The sequence below is a fragment of the Galbibacter kalidii genome (genome assembly GCF_026241135.1).
Classification (GTDB): Bacteria; Bacteroidota; Bacteroidia; order Flavobacteriales; family Flavobacteriaceae; genus Galbibacter.
Genome location: NZ_JAPFGA010000002.1, coordinates 219589 through 233630, shown reverse-complemented (window position 1 = coordinate 233630; position 14042 = coordinate 219589). Strand labels below are relative to the sequence as shown.

Sequence of the window (14042 nt, the reverse complement as noted above, 5' to 3'; positions counted from 1 at the left end):
CAATCAATACGTATGCGTTTTAACCTCTTTTTCCTGAAATGGGCTGTGTATATCAAAAATGGATTGAATCAATACTTGTAATTGTGAATTGAATTTAGCTATAACATTGTCGTCTATGGTATGATCTTTTTTGGCGCCTCTTCCCGCCTTGTCTTTCTTGGCAAACTTTAAAATGTCACTTTGTAGGTTTTTGAATGAAATAATACCGCCTTGAAACTGATTAAAAGGGGATTCATTTTTCATCATATACGCATAGCACAGTACTTGAAAGGCCTTGCTGTACTTGTAATCCTCTGTGAGGTTTTCCCAATCGACGATCTCTACCTCGCCTTGTTGTACTTTTCCGGTTTTATAATCAATAATGTTTATCACACCGTCTTCTTCCTCCACACGATCTACTTTTCCTTGTAGATAGATGGGGAAATCAAAGCCATCGATATGGATTTTGGTCTTTAGCTTGCTTTCGACCTCCAGGATCTTGATTTGTTTTCCCTTTTTCAGGCGTCTTTCTTCAAAATCAAGGAAGTTTTCAATATAACGTTTTGCAATATGATAAGAGATGAGGTTTTTGCCTTTTAAGTTTTCTATGACTGAATATGATTTTGCAAAATGCTGACTTACCTGTTTTTCAACCTTGGTTCGCATCTCTTTTATATGTGATAACGTAAGGAATTGTCCTTCCAGCGGTTTATAAAACAGCTCTAAAGTATCGTGAACGATCGTTCCGAGGGTGTTGGCGGCAATGGTTTCTTCAACATCATCGGCTTCTTTGATTTTTAAAACCGTTTGTTTGTAGAAATCAAATGGATTACGGATAAAATTGCTCAAGGAGGTGGGTGAAAAACCTTTTCCGGTAGCTACCTCTTTTAATTTTTCTAGAAGATCATTGTTTTTGTTTAGGGTGGCCAAACTAAGCTTATCATTTTTTATAGACGGACTCGCAACAACTTCTTTTATTCGATGGTTTTCCTGCTTCAACATGGTCAACTGTTGAAGTAACCTACTTTTTTCGCCACCTTCCAAAACATCGGGTTCTGTGTTGTAAAGCAGATAAATGTTTTTTGCTCGTTGTAGCAAACGGTAAAAGTGATAGGTGTAAATAGCGTCTTTTTCCTTGTATGTGGGCAGTCCGAATGCTATTTTTAAGTTAAACGGAATGAATGAGCTATTGGTTTTCCCTGCGGGGAGGATGCCCTCATTTACCGAAGTGATGATAACGGTTTCAAAATCTAAATTCCTGCTTTCAAGCATTCCCATGATTTGCAGGCCTTCCAAGGGTTCTCCTTTAAAATCTACCGTTTCTTTGGAAAGTAACTCACTGTAGATTTTCTTTAGTGTCGCTAAAGTGCTGATGGAGTTGAACTGTTTGCTGTAGGTGTTCAATTGGTTGAAAACCTCATAAAATCGAAAAAGGTATTCTAAAAAGAGCGGATTCTTATTTTCCTCTGTTTTGTAGCTTTCTTTGAGTAAAAGAGTGATCTCAATACAATGCTGAATACTATTGGAAACCGTTCGTTTATCGGGTTCAGGAAATAAGTGTGTAGCATTGCTTCCAATACTTCCCACTTCCTCTTGTTTTATATAGATGAGGTTTTCCTTTTTGATCCTGTCTAATAATACTTGTGTTTGGTTGAATGAATTAGCAAGTAATGTTTTGCATATCGGATTGGAGAGGATATTAAGAACATCCTGATAATACCAGAGTTCGCCCTTATTTCTTTCCCAAATATCTAATAAAACCTCATAAAAGGAAGCAAAGGGCGTTAGTTGAAGGGGAAAACCACTGGTGACATTCACTTTATTGATTTCAGGCGGAACAGCATTTAAAACCGGGGCTAATAAGTTTTCATTGCCTAATACCACTGCCGTGCTTTGTATGTTGTTGCCAAGGGATTTCAAAAGACTACCTACATATTTTGCCTGACTTACATTTTTCGGTATTCCGGCAATTTCTATACTTTTCTCTTTACTGAAATGATTACAGACAATATCGAACGGATGTTTTTTGAAATAGGGCCATTGATTTTTATAATTTCTCATAAAAAGCCCTGCATCATGATCGATGTCATCTAAAAATTCAGTATCGATATCCCAAAAAATTTCAGAAGGAGTATTTGCCAAAAACTCCTGAACGATGTTTTTTTCAGAATTGTTTAAGGCATTAAACCCGATAAAAAAATGCTTTTCGTTGATATGGTTTTGAATGTAATGTTCTACATTTTCATTGGCTTCCCGATAGATCATTCCTTGATAACCCATTCCTTTTTTCATGAGGTGCTCATAAAAAGCTGTGTAGTATAGATGTATTTTTTTCCAGAATTTCAGATAGTTTAACTGAATTTCGGTTTTATGATCATCGTTGGTCCAGTGGAATTGATCCAATTCTTTTATATGAAAAAGATGGGTGAAGATTTTATCCGGATCAATCAAATAGCGGTCAATTTCATTAAAATCCTGTAATATGATCTGTGACCATGAGGTAAAAGAATAAAAGTCTTCTATTTCATTTTCGGGAGTGAGTTTTTTGTATACTTCATAAAATTCAAAGGAGAGTTGGATGTTTGAAGCCGGTTTAAGGTTGGCCAACTCTTGAACAAACTCTTCTATACTGATAATCTTCGGAGCGATTATGGTTTTTGTTACGATCTTTTTAAGGGCATTTTTAAGAAAAGTACCGGCCCGTTTACTGGGGAGTATGAAAACTAATGAAGAAAGTTCGTTTTCATGATGTTTGTGGATTTGTTCCGCTACTTGGGCCAAAAAAGATTTCATACGTTTAAAATTTTATAATTACCCGAAAATAAATTAATTAAAAATTTGAGAACGTATGCAAGCGCTCATTACTCTCGCTCTCGCATTAAAAATTTTAAAAATTCATTTTTGTGAATATATTTTTAAAATTTATTAATGTTCGTTTCATCTAAAGAAGTTTGCTACTAATGTACCAAAATACTAAAGTGTTGGGAAATAAAAAACGCTCCGAATTTTCGGAGCGTTTTCTTTATATAATTTGAATCAACTAAGGCTAATTAGTCTTTAGCTAAGTTAATTTCAACTCTTCTGTTTTGAGCTCTACCGTCTCTAGTTGAGTTAGAAGCGATAGGTCTGCTTTCACCGTATCCGGCAGAAGACAATCTGAACTGATCAACACCGTGATCAATCAAGTAGTCTTTTACAGCAGCGGCTCTACCTTCAGATAATCTTTGGTTTAGTGATTCACTACCAGTGCTATCTGTGTGCCCTTCAACTGTAAATTTAGCGTTAGGATACTTGTTAAGGATTCCGATGATGTCAGTCAATACAGCTTGAGAATCAGACTTGATAGTTGTTTTTCCTGTGTCGAACAAGATAGTTTTAGCGTACTCATTCAATTCAGCTTGTGCTTGCTCAGTTACTTCAGGACAACCATTGTTAGCTACAGTACCAGGAGTATCTGGACACTCATCTTCAGAGTCGATTACACCGTCACCGTCTTTGTCAGGACAACCGTTAGTTGCAGCAGGACCAGCTTCGTTAGGACAAGCATCATCTCCGTCAGCGATACCGTCACCGTCAGCATCAGGACATCCGTTCAATTCTTTAAGACCTGCAGTTTCAGGACAAGCATCGTCAGGATCAGCTACACCGTCACCGTCAGAGTCTGGACATCCGTTGAATTCAGCAGGACCAGCTTCGTTAGGACAAGCATCATCTTTATCAGCGATACCGTCACCGTCAGAATCAGGACAACCGTTGAATTCTGCAAGACCAGGTACTTCTGGACAAGCATCGTCTTTGTCATAAATTCCGTCACCATCAGTGTCAGTTCCACCAAATCTGATAGAAAGACCCATTAAGTGCTGGAAGTGAGGAGTGTTATAGTCCTCAAATACGTGCTTGTATCCGGTTTGTAGTGTTAGACCAAGGTTATCAGTGAACCAAACGTTAGCACCGATTGCTCCGTTAGCAGTACCAGCACCAATTTCGTCCAACCAAGTATAACCACCACCTATTTCTACGAAAGGATCGATTACAGTTCCTTGAAGGAAGTTGTATTTAATAGTACCGTCCAATCCGTAGTATGATAGGTCGTCTACGTCCATATCACCAAGACTTTCAATTTTGTTAAGTGTACCACGAGCACCAACAGAGAATCCACTACCTACGTATTTAGATACTGATACATAAGAAATAGATGGAAGGATGTTCCAGTGATCACTTGCGTTGAAATACTCGTCAAACAAAGTCTCCGAGGCAAAAGGTCTATCAGCGCTGGTAGGATATGCGTCAACCGCATTTACACCAAAACTTATTTGCCAAGGATTGTTTTGGTCTTGAGCATTCATGCTGCCAATTCCTACGAATAGGAGAGAAGCAACTAGTAATTTGCTAAGATGTTTCATGTTCAATTTATTTAATTTTAAGTGTTAATTTAAAGACAAATGTAAGTTGTTACAACTTATTAACAAAAACAAATATATAATTTTTTAGTTAAAATGAAAATATATGTCATCTAAACTACGCCTAATTTCTTCCCTACTTCAGTAAAGGCTTCAATGGCTTTGTCAAGATGTTCCTTAGTGTGTGCAGCCGATAATTGCACTCTGATCCTTGCTTTTTCTTTAGGAACTACCGGATAGAAAAATCCTATAACATAGATGCCTTTTTCCAGTAATTCGTCGGCCATAGTCTGTGAAAGCTTAGCATCATAGAGCATTACAGGCACTATAGCAGAGTCGCCATCTACAATATCAAAACCGGCTTTTTTCATTCCTTCTTTGAAATAATTGGTGTTTTCTTCCAGTTTATCCCGTAAGGCTGTACTGTTTGAAAGCATATCGAAAACCTTAATAGAAGCTCCAACAATATTAGGAGCCAGCGAATTGGAGAACAAATATGGACGAGAGCGCTGTCGTAAAATTTCGATAATTTCCTTTTTTCCGGTAGTATAACCTCCCATGGCACCTCCTAGGGCTTTACCAAGGGTTCCTGTGATGATATCTATGCGTCCCATCACGTTTTTCTCTTCTAGGGTTCCTCTACCGGAGGCTCCGATAAACCCGGCAGCGTGACATTCGTCTATCATGACCAAAGCGTCGTACTTGTCGGCCAAATCACAAATTTTGTCAAGTGGGGCTACCAAACCGTCCATAGAGAACACACCGTCTGTTACGATAATCTTAAATCGGGCGCCGTCTTCATTGGCTTGTTGCAATTGTTTTTCAAGATCTGCCATGTCATTATTCTGATAGCGGTAGCGTTTGGCTTTACACAAACGAACACCATCTATAATAGAAGCGTGGTTAAGCGAATCGGATATAATAGCGTCTTCCTTGGTCAATAAAGGTTCAAAAACACCTCCGTTGGCGTCAAAAGCAGCGGCATATAAGATAGTGTCTTCAGTTTCGTAGAAATCAGCGATCTTTTCTTCCAATTCTTTGTGGATGTCTTGCGTTCCGCAAATAAAGCGTACAGAAGACATTCCGAAGCCATGAGAGTCCATGGTATCTTTTGCGGCTTGAATCACTTCAGGATGTGACGACAGCCCCAAATAATTGTTTGCGCAAAAATTAATGACAGTTTCTCCTGTACTTATCTTGATCTCAGCTCCCTGTTGCGAAGTGATGATACGTTCTTTTTTGTAGAGCCCGGCATCTTTGATGTCTTGCAGTTCCTGTTGTAAATGATCTTTTATTTTTCCGTACATCTGTTTTGTTTTTTGCAAAGTTATAAACGAATTTCCGAACTATATCTTTTTCACTTCAATATCATCATTTATAAAAACCAAGAGCTTTTCAGTAACCTGATATCCTATTTGATGAAGTGCCCCCGCATATTGATCGAGCTGCATCCGATATTTTTCAATAAATGCCCCTGTTTTATAATCGATAAGGGCGGCGGATCCATTTTTCACCATGAACCTGTCCGGTCTTAGGGAAATACCTTCTTTGGTAATAATCTCCCGTTCATTGTATATTGTGTGGCTTTCCGTAAAATAATCGGAAAGATCGGGGTGATTGATGAGTTTCAACAAAAATTCGGCTATTTCCGGTTTTTCTTCTTCTGAAATAAGTCCGTTCTCGACCGCCTCCGTAACTGTAGGCTCCAAATCGCGTTTATGGTATATTTTGGACAACAAATGGTGGTAAATATTTCCTTTTTCTATCGCTTTTTGTTGTTTGGTGTCCCAAAGTGACCCGGCTTTTGTGATGAGTGTAAACGAATTTCCGAAGGAAGTATTGGTGATAAACGGGATATCCTCTGACGTATAGGTGTTTTCTTTTTCCTGAATCGATTGTCGTTTCGGGTTTCCTATTTTGTAGTGGAGTTCCCCATCCTGCCACAAATTTTGTGCTTTTAAATAATTGATAAAAAACCCGGCAAAGGTTTTGGTGTTTTCCACTCCTTTGGCATTGATATCTTTTTTGCAAACCAGATAAAGTTGTTCTACAGCTCTGGTCAAAGCCACATACAAAAGATTGAATTGATCCAACTCCATTTTTTGGTCGTATTCTTCAATCAGTGCTTTTCCTGTTTCATTAAAGTTCTCAACAACACTTTTTTTACTCAAAAGGGCATATTCCAGCCCAAAATCTTCTTTGTTGACCGGAAACCAGAGGTTGAAATTCTTTTCCCTGTAGATATCAGTGTTTGCATATGGGTAAATAAGCACGGGAAACTCCAAACCTTTGGATTTGTGGATGGTCATGATCTTGACTGCATCCGACATGGCAGGAGCGACAATACTTAATTTTTCTTTTTTCTGTTCCCAATACCCCAAAAAACTGTTTAAACTCCCGTCGTGGTTTTGAGTGAAATTTAAGATTTCGTCTAAAAAGAACTGCAAATAGGCTTCTGGACCTTCAGCCAAGCCGAAAGCGTTGATGGCATATTCTACAGCATTGTAAAATGGAAGTTGCAAAAAGGTATTGATATCGAAGCCTTCTTCATCAAAAACCTTTGAGAATTGCTGAAGATGAGTTTGGAAATAGTGATGTTGATCTTCTATTTGTTTCCGCTCCGACAGAAAACGCAGCATATTGAATTGACAATTGAGGTCATCGGGTTGATTGAAATAGGAAATTAATTGGATAATGAAATCTACTTTCTTATCGTTTTTCAGTAATAAGGATTCCGAAGAAATAATGGGAATGCCCTGTTCCGATAGATAATCGGCTATGGTTGAACCTTGATTTTTTGTTCTAGTGAGCACACAAATATCCTGATATTCAAATCCGTTTTGAATCACTTCTTCGACAATCGAAAAAGTGCGTTCGCAATAAGCAAGATCAGCCTCTTCTTTTGAATTTTCATCCACAAAAGTGAAATCGATATATCCGCCGGGTTTGTCGTTGGTTTCCTGATGGCTATTTTTTTCAAAGAGATCGCGGTATGTGGTATTGTTCAGATAGGTTGAAGTATAATTAAAAAACCGGTTGTTAAAATTGACGATTTCATCAAAACTTCGGAAGTTTTTGGGAAGCGAAGTCACCTTTTTTTCGACTTGAAACGGATTACCCTCGTTATACAAACCGATGAACTGCTCCACTTTTCCGCCTCGCCAGCGGTAGATAGCCTGTTTGGCATCACCTACAATCAAAAGGCTCCCTGTTTTTCCGGCTTGATTTTGTGTTTCAAGTGCATTGGAAACCAAAGGTTGTATATTTTCCCATTGCATGGTCGATGTGTCTTGAAACTCATCGATAAAATAATGTCTGTATTTTTCACCTATCCTTTCATAAATAAAAGGAGCCGGCTGATTGGCTATAGCTGATGAAATATGCCGGTTAAATTCAGAAATAAGTAAAAGATTGCGTTCTTTTTTTATTTTTTGAAGTTCGCTGTTGATGGAATTCAACAATGAAAGCGGTACTAAATTTTTATAAAAATCCTGAAGGAAATCCCGTCGCCCCACCCCTTTTTTGATCTGAAGGAAATCACTTGCCAGTTGTGGTTGAAGCTTATCAATAACCGAAGTCACATTTTCAGGTGTACTTTTGTTGTAAAGTGGATCTGTTTCTATCTTTTGTTGCCAACTGTAGGTGAATTTGACATCAAAATCTTTGGAAACGATCTTTTGTAGGAAGTTAGGCAATGATTTTCTACTGAAATCACTATAATCCAACCCGTTTTCGGTGATCAATTCGAGGGAATGTGTTGCGATGCCCACCAGTTCTTTTTCTTGTGCTGAGGTGAGTTTTTTCAGTGATTTCCCCAAAGCCTTAAAATCTTCCGGTTTTTTATCCGATAGGGATTTTATATGCTCGATATAATCTTCCTTAGACAGCAGTTTGGCAATTTCCTTGAGGTCACGGGCGATGTCCCAACTTTTGTCGTCGTCTGTTTTTTCAAGGGCAAAGTTGATCAGGGTTTCTGTGAGCAGTTTGTTGTCGCCTGCTTGGTAGATAAGATTATCCACCGCCTCATCGATCAGGATTTCTTCGTCAAGAGACACTTCAAAATTGGTTGGGAGTTTTAGATCAAATGCAAAAGTGCGCAACAACCGATGATTGAATTTGTCTATGGTAACAATATCAAAAAAAGCATAGTTGTGCAGGATTCTAGCAAGTACTTTCTTGGCTCTGTGGTGCAATTCGGTATGCGGGATGTTGAGCTGCTTAGCAATATCAGAAAAAAGTTGTGTGGGTTGATCGAGGATTTGGCTTTGAGAAAAATCGTTCAGCCTCCCGATTACCCGTTCTTTCATTTCGTTAACGGCCTTGTTGGTAAAAGTAATGGCGAGCACCTGCTTAAAAGTATCCGGATGGCTAGACGCTAGCAAGATGCTCAAATATCTTTTGACCAAGGTATAGGTCTTTCCCGATCCGGCAGAAGCATTGAATATTTGAAAAGGTGCAGGGTTCAACATAGAAACTTTATTGCAAAATAGGCAAACTCTATTAAATAATTAGCAAATAATTACTGCGTTTTCCTTAAATTTGGGAAACTGAAATTAATAACCAAAAAAATAATTAAAAAATGGCTTTTGATTTACCAAAATTACCGTACGCATATGATGCATTAGAACCTCATATTGATGCGCGTACCATGGAAATACATCATACAAAACACCATCAAGGATATACAACAAAATTGAATGCTGCCATTGAAGGTACAGCACTTGAAGGAAAATCTATTGAGGATATCCTTTCAAACTTGGATATGAGTAATGGTGCTGTGAGAAACAACGGTGGAGGTTTTTACAACCACAGACTTTTTTGGGAAGTAATGTCTCCCGACGGAGGAGGACAACCTTCAGGGGAATTGGCAGCGGCTATCGATGCAGCTTTTGGTTCTTTTGAGAAGTTCAAGGAGGCTTTTTCTGCAGCAGCAGCAACACGCTTCGGTTCCGGATGGGGATGGTTGTGTGTTCACAAAGGAGGAAAAGTAGAAATTTGCTCTACACCAAATCAGGACAATCCTGTTATGCCGGGGACCGGTTGTGAAGGAACACCGATTTTAGGATTGGACGTATGGGAGCACGCATACTATCTCAACTATCAAAACAGACGTCCTGATTATATTTCAGCATTTTTCAATGTGATCAATTGGGATAAGGTTGCTGAACTTTATGCAGCGAATAAATAAAAAATTCATTAAAATAAATAACGGTTATTATTTTATAGGTTATAACGTTATTGAAAGACAGTCGCCTTGGGCGGCTGTTTTTTTATGGGTTTGTTTGAGAAATCAAAATTAGATGCAGTGTAAGGAAGTAATTGTGATGATGACTCACTAAAGGCATATTTTTAGCAGACTATCAATTCAGTAGAAAAGAAAAAGAATGGCAGTTTCAAATAAAAAAATACTTCAAGACATTAAATTTTCGGTCTTAGACCTCGTGCCGGTTACTCAAGGAAATTCCCATCTACAATCCATGCAAAATAGTTTGGATCTTGCTCAACACACAGAAAAATTTGGGTATGAGCGTTTTTGGATATCAGAACATCATAATATGGAGAGTATTGTGAGTTCGGCTACGGTGGTTTTGCTGAGTCATGTGGCTCAAGGGACTTCAAGAATACGTGTGGGTTCGGGAGGAATTATGTTGCCCAATCATGCCCCGCTGATTGTAGCCGAACAGTTTGGTACCTTAGCCACTTTATATCCCAACAGGATAGATTTGGGTTTGGGAAGAGCCCCGGGAACTGACCAATTGACTGCACAAGCACTTCGTCGCGGCAAACAGGAAAGTGTTCAGGATTTTCCAAACGATATTGACGAATTGCAACAGTATTTATCCGCAGAAAATATCGATAGCCGTGTTCGTGCCATTCCCGGGGAAGGATTGGATATTCCGCTTTATTTGTTGGGTTCGAGTACGTTTAGTGCACAGTTGGCGGCCAAAAAAGGACTTCCCTATGCTTTTGCGAGTCATTTTGCACCGGCACATTTGTTCAGGGCGTTGGAATTGTACAAAGAAGGTTTTCAGCCATCGGCACAATTGGAAAAACCCTATGCCATGGCTTGTGTTAATGTGATTGCTGCAGAAACTGATGAAGAAGCAAAACGTTTGGCGACAAGCTTGTATCAATTCGCCATGGGAATCATCACCAATGTGAGGCGTCCGTTACCACCACCTGTCGACTCGATGGAAGGGGTGTGGAACCAAGAACAGGAAGCTATGATCAAAAACATGATGTACTTTACCTTTGTCGGTTCCAAAGAAACCATCAAACGGGAACTTAGCGCGTTTGCCAACAGGACCGACGTTCAGGAAATCATAGTGGTTTCCCATATCTACGACCATGAAGCGCGGAAGCGTTCCTATAAAATATTAAGCGAAGCTTTTTCAGAATAAAAATCGGGGTTAAGCTCTTATGGTATAAATCTCACAGTAATCATGATATCATATTAATTTATTAAATTTAAATCTCATAGAATGGGTTTAACCTGACTGCCGTTTGGCATATTTTCTGATATCTGTCTGTTTTGTTCAGGTGGGCTCTACGTCGAAATGAGCTAAGGGAATTGATTATTTAATTGTGAAACCATGCTTAAATCTATAAAGCTTATTTTGATCATACTTATTCCGATGTATGGCTTTACTCAAAACCCAGCCTTAGATGATTCGCTTGCTACCTATAGAAATCATATCGCATTTAAAGATTCTGTACACAACAACAGGGATTCGGCTAAAAAACATTTAGATAGCCTGTACACCATTACCAAAAGAAATACTTTCCCAAAGTCAACCTATTTTTATCATCAGGATGCCGGGTATTATTTCTTTACTGCCCATGAAATGGGTTTATCGGAGTCACATTATGAAATAGCCCACAATGCTGCAGTTGAGCTGAATTTACCCTATGAAATGGTTGATAGTAAACTATGGCTTGCCAACCATCAGTATTTCCAGAGGAATTTCAGCAAGGCGAAATCCTTATATGAAGAAGTGCTTTCAGAGTCGAAAGAAATTTACTATTCTGAAGGTATAGGGAACGCTTATTTTGGCCTTTCAACCATAGAAACCGATCAAAGAAAAATACTGGAATTGCTCATTAAGGTTGATTCACTGTATAATGCAGAAAAAATTTTAAGTCCCGTTCTTGCCAATTCCTATGAAAAAATAGGAAACATTTATCTCAATTCCTATAAGAATACGGAAATAGCTATTGAATATTTTAAAAGAGCACTCGAAGTATCCGAAAAAACCCATTATGCTCCCGGAGTGACTCAATTTAACCAACTTTTGGGTGAAATTGCTTTAGAAGAAAAATCATATGAGGAGGCATTCCGTTATTTTGAATCCCTTTATAATGAAAGTGTAAGGAGAAAAGATACTTTGAATCAAATGCATGCTTTATCAAAGTTGGCTGGGGTGGATATTGAAGTTGGAGAATGGAGAGCAGCCGAAGAAAAGTTGAAAACAGCAATCGATTTTCACCACAAAACCAAGGATAGCATTTCGCTGGCTAATGCTAACCTCGCTTTGGCCAGATTATATATCAAAGAAAAAAAACCGGCAGAGGCCGAGCAGTATTTGAATTATGCTACCGTTTCCCCCAATAGCCTTGACACCTTGAATTTTAAAGCCAAACTCCTTAAAACAACGGTAAGCTATCTGGAACTGATCAATGATTATAAACTAGCTTTAAATAAACAACAAGAGTTGGACAGCCTTGAAACCATTCAACTGGAAAAGAGAAATGGGGAAAATTTCTTAGAACTCGAACAGAAATACAGGACACAGCAAAAAGTGCAGCAGATTAATTTATTAAAGGCAGAAAATGAGCTGATAGATCATCAAAAGGCCAACGAAAGAAACCTTTTTATAGCAGGTTTTACCATTTTGGGCTTTATTTCGCTAGGGCTCTATTTTCTTTATCAGAATAAAAGAAAAACACATCAGAAGTTAAAAGAATTAAATGTTTTAAAAGCCAACTTTTTTGCTAATATTTCACATGAGTTTCGCACGCCCTTGACTTTGATTTCCAGTCCAATTCAAAAACGTTTGGAACGAGAAGACCTTGATGAAAAAGAACGAACCGATCTAAAAATGGTCTTAAGGAACAACAAAAGGCTTTTACAACTGGTTGATCAACTGTTGGATTTGTCTAAAATTGAAGCGGGGAACCTAAAGCTAAAGGCTGAAAAAGGAAATATTTTGACATTTATTGGCATATTGGCAGATTCTTTTACGTATGAAACCGAGAAGAAAAGCATTAACTATCATAGAAACATCAACAATTTACTGGATGATGTTTGGTTTGACGAAGATGCTATTGAAAAAATTGTAGTGAATTTGCTGTCTAATGCCATAAAATATACTCCGGAACAAGGAACGGTGATCTTCAATGCTTATGTTGAACAGCAAAACTTATTTATGAAGATAAAGAATACAGGTAAGGGGTTGTCTGATAAAAGCCTAAAGAAAATATTTACCCGTTTTTATCAGGAAGATGAAAGTCAGCACGGAGCCGGAATCGGATTATCTTTGGTAAAAGAACTCGTTCAGCTTCACAAAGGGCATATCAATGTTGAAAGCATTCCTAATAAATGGACGACTTTTTCGGTGACTATTCCTGTTTATTTAAAAATATACAATAATAAAGAAGAGATAAAAAAAGAAAAAACCTCTCCTGTAACACTGGAAAACAATGTAAACGACTTGCCTATTTTGCTTATTGTAGAAGACAATCTTGATATACAATCGCTGCTTTATAATATTTTTGAAAGGACATATCATATATTATTAGCCAAAAATGGGGAAGAAGGTATTGCACTTGCCTTAAAACAGATACCGGATATAATAATTTCTGATGTAGTGATGCCGAAAAAAAACGGTATTGAACTTGCCCAAATTTTAAAAAACGATGAAAGGACGAGTCATATCCCTATTATACTTCTTACTGCAAAAACCGGAGACGAAAACGAGCTCACAGGGATAGAAACCGGAGCTGATGCATATATAACAAAACCTTTCAATAATAAAATACTGGTTTCGAAAGTGAACAAGCTCATGGAGTTGAGAAACAAACTAAGGGAGCACTATAGCGATGAGGTGGTCTTGAAACCCAAGAACATTACCGTGACCACTTTGGACCAGAAGTTTATAGGAAAAATGCAAAAAATACTGGATGAGAAATTAACTGAGCCTTCGTTTACCGTAGAAGAGTTTGGAAAAACTCTTGGTATGAGTCGTATGCAGCTTCACCGTAAACTTAAGGCATTAACAGGCTTATCGGCATCGGAGCTTATTCGTTCCCAACGGTTAAAATTGGCAGCAGGGATATTAAAGAAATCAGAATCTGACTGTAATATTTCTCAAATTGGGTACACAGTTGGATTTAATGACCCTTCCTATTTTACAAAATGTTTCAAAGAACTGTACAATTGCACTCCAACAGAATTCGCAAAGAATAATAATTAGTCTTCTACATTCGATAAACACTGGGTTTACAGGCGTGTTACATATATCATAGGCTTTGTTACAATACTTACAGGTTTCATTTCTATAACATACTACTTTTAGACATCAATATTAAACCAAGCCAGTGCCTATTAGTTTGTTATTTGCTGTTATTCTTTGCCTTGAATTCTATACAGGGAAGAGACTTCAA

7 protein-coding genes are annotated in these 14042 nt (G+C 38.1%); 3 read left to right on the top strand and 4 right to left on the bottom strand.

The features are described 5' to 3' along the window. Positions 1 to 3: 3 nt before the first annotated feature. The 4 genes from OOZ15_RS03215 to OOZ15_RS03200 all read right to left on the bottom strand — a co-directional run bounded on the left by OOZ15_RS03215 (position 4) and on the right by OOZ15_RS03200 (position 8848). Positions 4 to 2772 carry a PD-(D/E)XK nuclease family protein gene (locus OOZ15_RS03215; RefSeq protein ID WP_265954274.1) on the bottom strand — a complete coding sequence of 923 codons (2769 nt, stop codon included), beginning with the start codon at positions 2770 to 2772 and terminating at the stop codon, positions 4 to 6. Positions 2773 to 3029: 257 nt separating this feature from the next. Then, positions 3030 to 4382 carry an OmpA family protein gene (locus tag OOZ15_RS03210; RefSeq protein ID WP_265954273.1) on the bottom strand — a complete coding sequence of 451 codons (1353 nt, stop codon included), beginning with the start codon at positions 4380 to 4382 and terminating at the stop codon, positions 3030 to 3032. A gap of 110 nt (positions 4383 to 4492) precedes the next feature. Next, positions 4493 to 5686: a glycine C-acetyltransferase gene (gene kbl / locus OOZ15_RS03205; RefSeq protein WP_265954272.1), complete on the bottom strand. Its 1194-nt coding sequence runs from the start codon at positions 5684 to 5686 to the stop codon at positions 4493 to 4495. Between the two features lie 39 nt (positions 5687 to 5725). After that, positions 5726 to 8848 (bottom strand): UvrD-helicase domain-containing protein, encoded by a 3123-nt coding sequence (locus tag OOZ15_RS03200; protein ID WP_265954271.1) that lies wholly within the window; start codon positions 8846 to 8848, stop codon positions 5726 to 5728. Positions 8849 to 8958: 110 nt separating this feature from the next. Here OOZ15_RS03200 and OOZ15_RS03195 point away from each other — a divergent pair, with 110 nt between their 5' ends. The 3 genes from OOZ15_RS03195 (at position 8959) to OOZ15_RS03185 (ending at position 13852) form a co-directional block, all read left to right on the top strand. Next, positions 8959 to 9567 (top strand): superoxide dismutase, encoded by a 609-nt coding sequence (locus tag OOZ15_RS03195; RefSeq protein ID WP_265954270.1) that lies wholly within the window; start codon positions 8959 to 8961, stop codon positions 9565 to 9567. A gap of 196 nt (positions 9568 to 9763) precedes the next feature. Next, positions 9764 to 10780: an LLM class flavin-dependent oxidoreductase gene (locus OOZ15_RS03190; RefSeq protein ID WP_265954269.1), complete on the top strand. Its 1017-nt coding sequence runs from the start codon at positions 9764 to 9766 to the stop codon at positions 10778 to 10780. A 192-nt stretch (positions 10781 to 10972) separates the two neighbouring features. After that, positions 10973 to 13852, top strand: a complete 2880-nt coding sequence (locus OOZ15_RS03185) for an ATP-binding protein (RefSeq protein WP_265954268.1) — start codon at positions 10973 to 10975, stop codon at positions 13850 to 13852. Positions 13853 to 14042: the final 190 nt, after the last annotated feature.

Bases quoted from the DNA above. Each gene is read 5' to 3' on its own strand.
- OOZ15_RS03215 (WP_265954274.1), bottom strand. From the start codon at position 2,772: ATGAAATCTTTTTTGGCCCAAGTAGCGGAACAAATCCACAAACATCAT.
- OOZ15_RS03210 (WP_265954273.1), bottom strand. From the start codon at position 4,382: ATGAAACATCTTAGCAAATTACTAGTTGCTTCTCTCCTATTCGTAGGA.
- kbl (WP_265954272.1), bottom strand. From the start codon at position 5,686: ATGTACGGAAAAATAAAAGATCATTTACAACAGGAACTGCAAGACATC.
- OOZ15_RS03200 (WP_265954271.1), bottom strand. From the start codon at position 8,848: ATGTTGAACCCTGCACCTTTTCAAATATTCAATGCTTCTGCCGGATCG.
- OOZ15_RS03195 (WP_265954270.1), top strand. From the start codon at position 8,959: ATGGCTTTTGATTTACCAAAATTACCGTACGCATATGATGCATTAGAA.
- OOZ15_RS03190 (WP_265954269.1), top strand. From the start codon at position 9,764: ATGGCAGTTTCAAATAAAAAAATACTTCAAGACATTAAATTTTCGGTC.
- OOZ15_RS03185 (WP_265954268.1), top strand. From the start codon at position 10,973: ATGCTTAAATCTATAAAGCTTATTTTGATCATACTTATTCCGATGTAT.